The organism is Bacillota bacterium (assembly GCA_023511835.1).
Classification (GTDB): Bacteria; Bacillota; Sulfobacillia; order JAIMAT01; family JAIMAT01; genus JAIMAT01.
The window spans coordinates 1-5,587 of the sequence record JAIMAT010000106.1 but is presented as its reverse complement, the minus strand read 5'-3'; the positions used below and the strand labels follow the sequence as shown (position 1 = coordinate 5,587).

Below are 5,587 nucleotides of genomic sequence, written 5' to 3'. Positions count from 1 at the left end.
GCAAGGGCTACTACGCCGATACGCAAGAGGACGCCATCATCATGTGGAAGGAGGACCTGGGGCTGGGGCGGGAGGAGTGACGGCCGTCCCGGCGCCGGCGGGCGAAGCCGATCATCGGGCTTGCCGCCGGCGGGGTCCGTTCCGGCGGGAGGGGACCAGGGGCCGCCTGAACGAAGAAGGAAGTTGCTCAACGGGGTTGCGCCCGACGCTGCCTTGAAAGTGGCTTCCCATGCTGCGACGGACCCTTCGGCGGAGTTCCGCTGTGCCGACCCAGGCAGCATGCAGGTTTGTCTAGCTTAGCCCGGCCGGTCAGGTACGAACCGATCCAGACCCGCGCGTCCTCGGTCGAGATCGTCACCGCGTCCCCGAGCCGTTCGATCTCCGCTTCCTTCAGCTGAAGCGTCCTGTCCATCTCCTCCGAGCCGAACTCCAGCCGCACCGTGCCCGTCTCCTCATCCCGTGAGACCGCTTCGAGCCGGCCATCCAACCCGTCCTCCCCCACCCGCTCCACACCGTCGCCGCCACCCGCGTAGCTCCACGTGCGCACGAGCCTCACCACATGCACCCGGCGCCCCATCAGCCCCTCCAGCCCATGGAGGCTCCTTGGATGCTTGAGGACGGCCTCCGCGGCCGACCACGCTCCACTCCCAGCCAGGACGGCCAGCGGGACGAGGTACTTCCCCACGAGCGTTTCGGTTGCCGCTCTCCCGCACCACGTCCCGGAACCATCTGAGCCCTTGGGGAAGACCCCCTTGTCCGCCCCGGCAAACCAGAAGGGCGGGCCTCTGCCCGCCCTCACCCGGGTCATGCCCCAGCGCGCGCACAGGCGGCGATCCGTCGAGATCCTCCCGCCGCGCACCGGCGGGCGACCACCGCCCGTGTCGGGGGACCCCCGTCCACCCTTCCCCTCCGGCGACCGCTCGGCGCACGCGGATCAGCCGCCCGCCGGCGTCTTCCCGTCGCCCTCCCCGGGTCGGTCCTCCCCCGCCGCACGGTACTCGCCCGCCGCCAGCCGGCGCCCCAGCAGCGCCACCTCCACCCGGTTGCGCACGCCGAGGCGTGCGTAGATCTCGCTGACGTAATTCTTCACGGTGCCCTCGCTGAGAAAGAGCCGCGCCGCGATCTCCGCGTTGCTCAGACCTTGCCCGACCAGTCGGAGCACCTCCGCCTGCCGGGGCGTCAGCGGTTCCGACCGGTCAGGCGCCAGCCAGTGCCGCGCCAACGCCGCCGGGATCAGGCTGCCGCCGGCCGCCACCAGCCGGATGGCGCTGGCCAGCTGCTCCGCCGGGATATCCTTCAGCAAGTAGGCGGCGGCGCCCGCTTCCAGGCTCTCCTGCACGTAGCGGTCGTCGTCGTAGGTCGTCAGCATCATCACCGGCAGCTTGGGGCAGAGCCGCTTGATCTCGCGCACGGCGCTGACTCCGTCCAGCACCGGCATGCGCACGTCGAGGACGGCCGCGTCCAGCTCTTGGCAGCCGTGGCGCCGGACCTGCTCCACCGCCTGCGCCCCGTCGCCGACGGCCGCCACCACCTGGAAGTCTGGCTCCAGGGAGAGGAGCGCCACCAGGCCCTCCCGCACCAGCGCCTGGTCCTCCGCCAGCAGCAGACGGATCATCTCATCGGGTCTCTCGCCCGCAGGCCGACCTCGATGCGGAAGCCCTGCCCGGGCCGGCTCCAGAAGCGGAGGGAGCCGCCCGCCTCCTGGACCCTCTGGGTCATGGTGCGCAGGCCGATCCCCGGCAGGATGCTCTCCGTGCCCACCCCGTCGTCCTCCATCCGCAGGTGGAGCCGCCCGTCCTCCGCGCTCAGCCGGACCTGGACACGGCGCGCCTTCCCGTGGCGGACCGCGTTGGTCAGCCCCTCGCGCACCGTGGCGAAGAGGGTGGCAGCGGCAGTCGGCGGGAGGGCCGCAACGGCGGTGCGATCGGGAGCGAAGCGAAGCTCCACCTCCGTACCCGTACTGCGCGCGAAGTCGTCAGCAAGCGCCACCAGCGCCTCAGGAAGCGGCCGCTGCCCCAGCTCCACCGGACCCAGTCCGTGGAGCGCCTGGCGCACCTGCTGGAGCGCGGCGCGCAGCTCGCCCTCCAGCTTCTCGAGGCGGCCGGCCGCCTCCTCGGGGCGCGAGGCGAGCAGCCGGCGCGCGAGCTCAACCTGGAGGACTGCCGCAGTCAGACTGTGTCCCAGCGCGTCGTGGATCTGCCCCACCACCTGCGCCCGCTCCCGCGCCGCCGCGGCTTCCTCCACCTCCGCAACGTAGCGGGCGAGACGCACCTGCGCCTCCTCCAGCTCGCCCCGCTGCCGGCGTCCCTCCTCCCGCTCCCTCAAAAGGGCGGCGTGGAGGAGACGCGTCACCAGCGCCAGCAGACCGAGCAGGACCGAGGCGAAGAGGAGCGGCGGGGAGACCCCGCGCAACGCCAGGAGGAGGCTTCCCGCCGCCAGCGCGCCCGCGTCGGGCAGGAGATCGGGGGGCAGCTCGCTTCGCCCCGGCCGCGGGTGGAGCAAGGCCGCGGCCAGAGGCCATGCAGCCGTCTCGGGGAGTGGCAAGAGCCACACCAGCGTCAGGGCTAAGAGCAGGCGGAGCCAGGTGAGGAGCCGCGCCTCGAAGGGCAGTTCGAGCAGGAGGCCGGCCACCAGAAGCGTCGCCGCCCACGCAAGAGCGGGCTCGGCGCGGGCGGCGGCGCGAGCGAGCGGTCCGGCTGCCGCCAGGAGCCAGCCGGCGGCGGCGCCGCCCAGCAGGAGGAGCCGCAGCAGGGCGAAGGTGCTCCGCCACCTGTCGCGGTCGCCTTCTCCGCGCCAGGGATCCACCGGGAAGTCCTCCTTCCTGGGATGTCTAGGCGTACCAGCGCCGCATCCCCCACACCCCCACCATGCCACCCAGGGCGGCGAAGAGGAGTAGTGCCAGGATCGGCATGATGAGGTCGGCGACGCCTGCTCCCAAGGCGACCGCTCGATGAACCCCGTCCATGGCCCAGAAGACCGGGGAGAGACGGCCCAGCTTCTGCATGGTGGTCGGCTCCACCTCCAGCGGCCACCAGGCCCCGCCCAGCATGGCCAGGAGCGCGCCGACCACGCCGCCCGCCGCCCGCAGGCGCGGGCCCGCCCCGGCCACGCCGGCGGCACCCACGGCCGAACCTGCCGCGGCCAGCGCCAGGGCCAGGGCGACCGCCACGGTGGCCGGCACCGAGGAGCGCGGCCAGCCGCCCATGGGGTAGGCGATCGCGAGGAGGACGACCGTCTGGATGGCCGACGTCAGCGCCGCGCCCAGGGCATGGCCCGCGATCACCTGCCCGTAGGGCACGCCCTGGACCAGGAGCCGCGCCAGCGTCCGGTTCTCCCGTTCCTCCAGGATCCCTGCCCCGTTCATCAGCGCCGTGGTCAGGACGAACATGGCCAGGAAACCGAAGTAAAAGAGGAAGCGCGCGACCCCTTCCATGTCGGCGGAGACGCCCGGCATCACCACTCGCACCCAGCGATCCGGGGGCGAGGCGACGGCGACGTGCAGGAGCCGCCCGAAGAGGAGCCCGAAGGCCACGGGCAGGACGAACATGAAGATCGCCGTCTGGACGTGCCGGAAGTTTTGGCGCGTCTGCCGCCCGGCGATGGCCAGGACGCTCGTCCAGGCGCCTGGGGATGGAGAGCGTTCGCTCCACGAGTTCATGACTCACACCTCCCCCGCACGGCGGGCGGACGCCCGGTCGACCAAGACCGCCACCGCCAGAAGGCCGAGAGCGGCTGTGAGAAGCCAGCCCGCCTCCGGCCAGACCGCCCCGATGCCCGCGCCCCCGTGCAGTCGGCCGTAGGCGTCCAGGAGCCAGCGGGTGGGGAGCCATCGCGAGATGCGATCGAGCCAGGCGGGAAAGACGTAGGCCGGCATCATCGATCCCCCAAGGAAGCTGATCACGTTGAAGAGCGCCGACCCCACCTGACCCATGGACGCCGCGTCACGCGACAGAGCCATGATCAACGTGGCCAGCCCGGCCGCCATGGCCGCCCCCGCCACGCTCAGCGCCGCCCAGGCCAGCGGATCGCCCCAGTGGACGCCGAAGAGGAGGCGCGTGCCGGCGGCCTGGACGACCAGGAAGACGAAGCCCACCAGCACCGCCCCCGCGAACCGCGCCAGGAAGTAGGAGCTCCGCCCGACGCCCGCGCTCCGGATGCGGGCGTAAATGCCCTTCTTCCGCTCCGTGAGCCACTCGGAGGCGGCGGAGTTGGCGGCGAAGAGGAGGAAGAAGACGCCCATGCCGATGGCGTAGTAGTCGAGGGCGGGCAGCGTCGGGATCCGGCCCTCCTCCGCCGCCTGCCCGGAGCTCTGCGCTTCCGCGCCTGGCGTCGAAGCCGTCGCCGGCGAAACCATCGCCCCGGGGCCCCCTGCGGCGGCGGCTACCGCCCGGGCGGCCTCGCGGATCACGCCCTGCACGACCTGGGTGCCCACCCGCGTGGGATCGGCCAGGACGTCGATCGGCTTCCCCGAGCCTGTGGGCGGCAACTCCACCACCGCGTCCACGAGGCCGCGGCGGAGCTCGTCGACGGCTTGATCTCGGGCCGCCGCCCCGACTTGCCGCCTCTCGACGCGCGGGAGGGCGCTGCCGGCCTGTTCCAGCGCCCGCTGGAAGGTTTGAGCCACACGGCTTTCCCCGGCCGGGACCAGCAGCACGACGCGCTCGGGGACGGGCGGGGTGGTCTTCCCACTGAAGAGGGGGCCGAGGCTGAGCCCGAGCACCGCCACCAGGGTCAGGGGAGCGAGGACGAGAAGGAGCAGGGCCGTAGGATCGACGGCCATCACACGGAGCGGCAACCAGGCGGTCCAGAGCCAGCGAACGAACCGCCTCACGGCTCGCCGCCCCCGTCGCGCAGCTCGCGGCCCGTCAGCGCCAGGAAAACCGTCTCCAGGTCCGGCGGCTCCAGCCGCAGCCCCTCCATGGGCAAGCCCAGTTCCTCCAGCCAGCTGATGGTCTCGCCGACGCGCGCGCTGCCGTGCGTGAGGAGGATGCGGAGCTCCCGTTCGTCAAGGCTCAGCTGTCCGTCGAACCGCGACCGTAGCTGGGCCGCCGTCGCCTCGGGGAGCGCCGCTTCCAGCCGTACGCGGATCACCGGTGCCTCCCCCGCCAGGGCGCGCACCTGCTCCAGCGGCCCCTGGGCGATGATGCGGCCGTGGTCCATGATGGCGATCCGGCGGCAGAGGTACTCGACCTCCTCCATGTAGTGGCTCGTGAAGAGGACGGCGGTACCCCGCCGGGCCAGCTCCGCGACCAAGTCCAAGATGTGCCGCCGCGACTGAGGATCCACGCCCACGGTCGGCTCGTCCAGGAGAAGCAGCTTGGGCTCGCCGATCAGGCCCACCGCCATGTTCAGGCGCCGCTTCATCCCGCCGGAGAAACGCGAGACGCGCTGACGGGCGTGGTCCAGAAGCCCGACCAGCTCCAGCAGCTCCCGGCTCCGCCGGGCCAGCTCCGCTCCGCCCAGACCCTTCAGGCGACCGAAAAAGCGGAGGTTCTCCTCGGCCGAAAGGTGATGATGTCCCTCTGACGCTGTAAAAGCGTTCAGGCTGCCCGGGACGCATCGGAGCTCGGGTTTTCACCCTCGTTCT

Annotated in this window: 5 protein-coding genes and 1 pseudogene; all 6 read right to left on the bottom strand. The window is 72.2% G+C overall.

Translation table 11 applies throughout. From position 1 onward, the window contains the following. Nucleotides 1-187: 187 nt before the first annotated feature. On the bottom strand, nucleotides 188-577 hold the full coding sequence (locus tag K6U79_10690) for a hypothetical protein (protein ID MCL6522817.1): 390 nt from the start codon (nucleotides 575-577) through the stop codon (nucleotides 188-190). A 357-nt stretch (nucleotides 578-934) separates the two neighbouring features. Then, the gene (locus K6U79_10685) at nucleotides 935-1,615 is read right to left on the bottom strand and encodes a response regulator transcription factor (GenBank protein MCL6522816.1); all 681 of its coding nucleotides are present in this window, start codon (nucleotides 1,613-1,615) and stop codon (nucleotides 935-937) included. Then, nucleotides 1,612-2,805: a sensor histidine kinase gene (locus tag K6U79_10680; GenBank protein ID MCL6522815.1), complete on the bottom strand. Its 1,194-nt coding sequence runs from the start codon at nucleotides 2,803-2,805 to the stop codon at nucleotides 1,612-1,614. Before K6U79_10680 ends, K6U79_10685 begins: the two co-directional genes overlap by 4 nt. Nucleotides 2,806-2,830: 25 nt before the next feature. After that, on the bottom strand, nucleotides 2,831-3,658 hold the full coding sequence (locus K6U79_10675; GenBank protein MCL6522814.1) for an ABC transporter permease: 828 nt from the start codon (nucleotides 3,656-3,658) through the stop codon (nucleotides 2,831-2,833). Nucleotides 3,659-3,661: 3 nt separating this feature from the next. Further along, nucleotides 3,662-4,831 (bottom strand): ABC transporter permease, encoded by a 1,170-nt coding sequence (locus K6U79_10670; protein ID MCL6522813.1) that lies wholly within the window; start codon nucleotides 4,829-4,831, stop codon nucleotides 3,662-3,664. Between the two features lie 371 nt (nucleotides 4,832-5,202). Beyond that, nucleotides 5,203-5,544, bottom strand: a pseudogene (locus tag K6U79_10665) (ABC transporter ATP-binding protein). Nucleotides 5,545-5,587 lie beyond the last annotated feature (43 nt).

What these genes read in the sequence shown, in the direction of transcription:
- K6U79_10690 (MCL6522817.1), bottom strand. Translation starts at nt 577, where the DNA reads ATGGGGCGCCGGGTGCATGTGGTGAGGCTCGTGCGCACGTGGAGCTAC.
- K6U79_10675 (MCL6522814.1), bottom strand. Translation starts at nt 3,658, where the DNA reads ATGAACTCGTGGAGCGAACGCTCTCCATCCCCAGGCGCCTGGACGAGC.
- K6U79_10685 (MCL6522816.1), bottom strand. Translation starts at nt 1,615, where the DNA reads ATGATCCGTCTGCTGCTGGCGGAGGACCAGGCGCTGGTGCGGGAGGGC.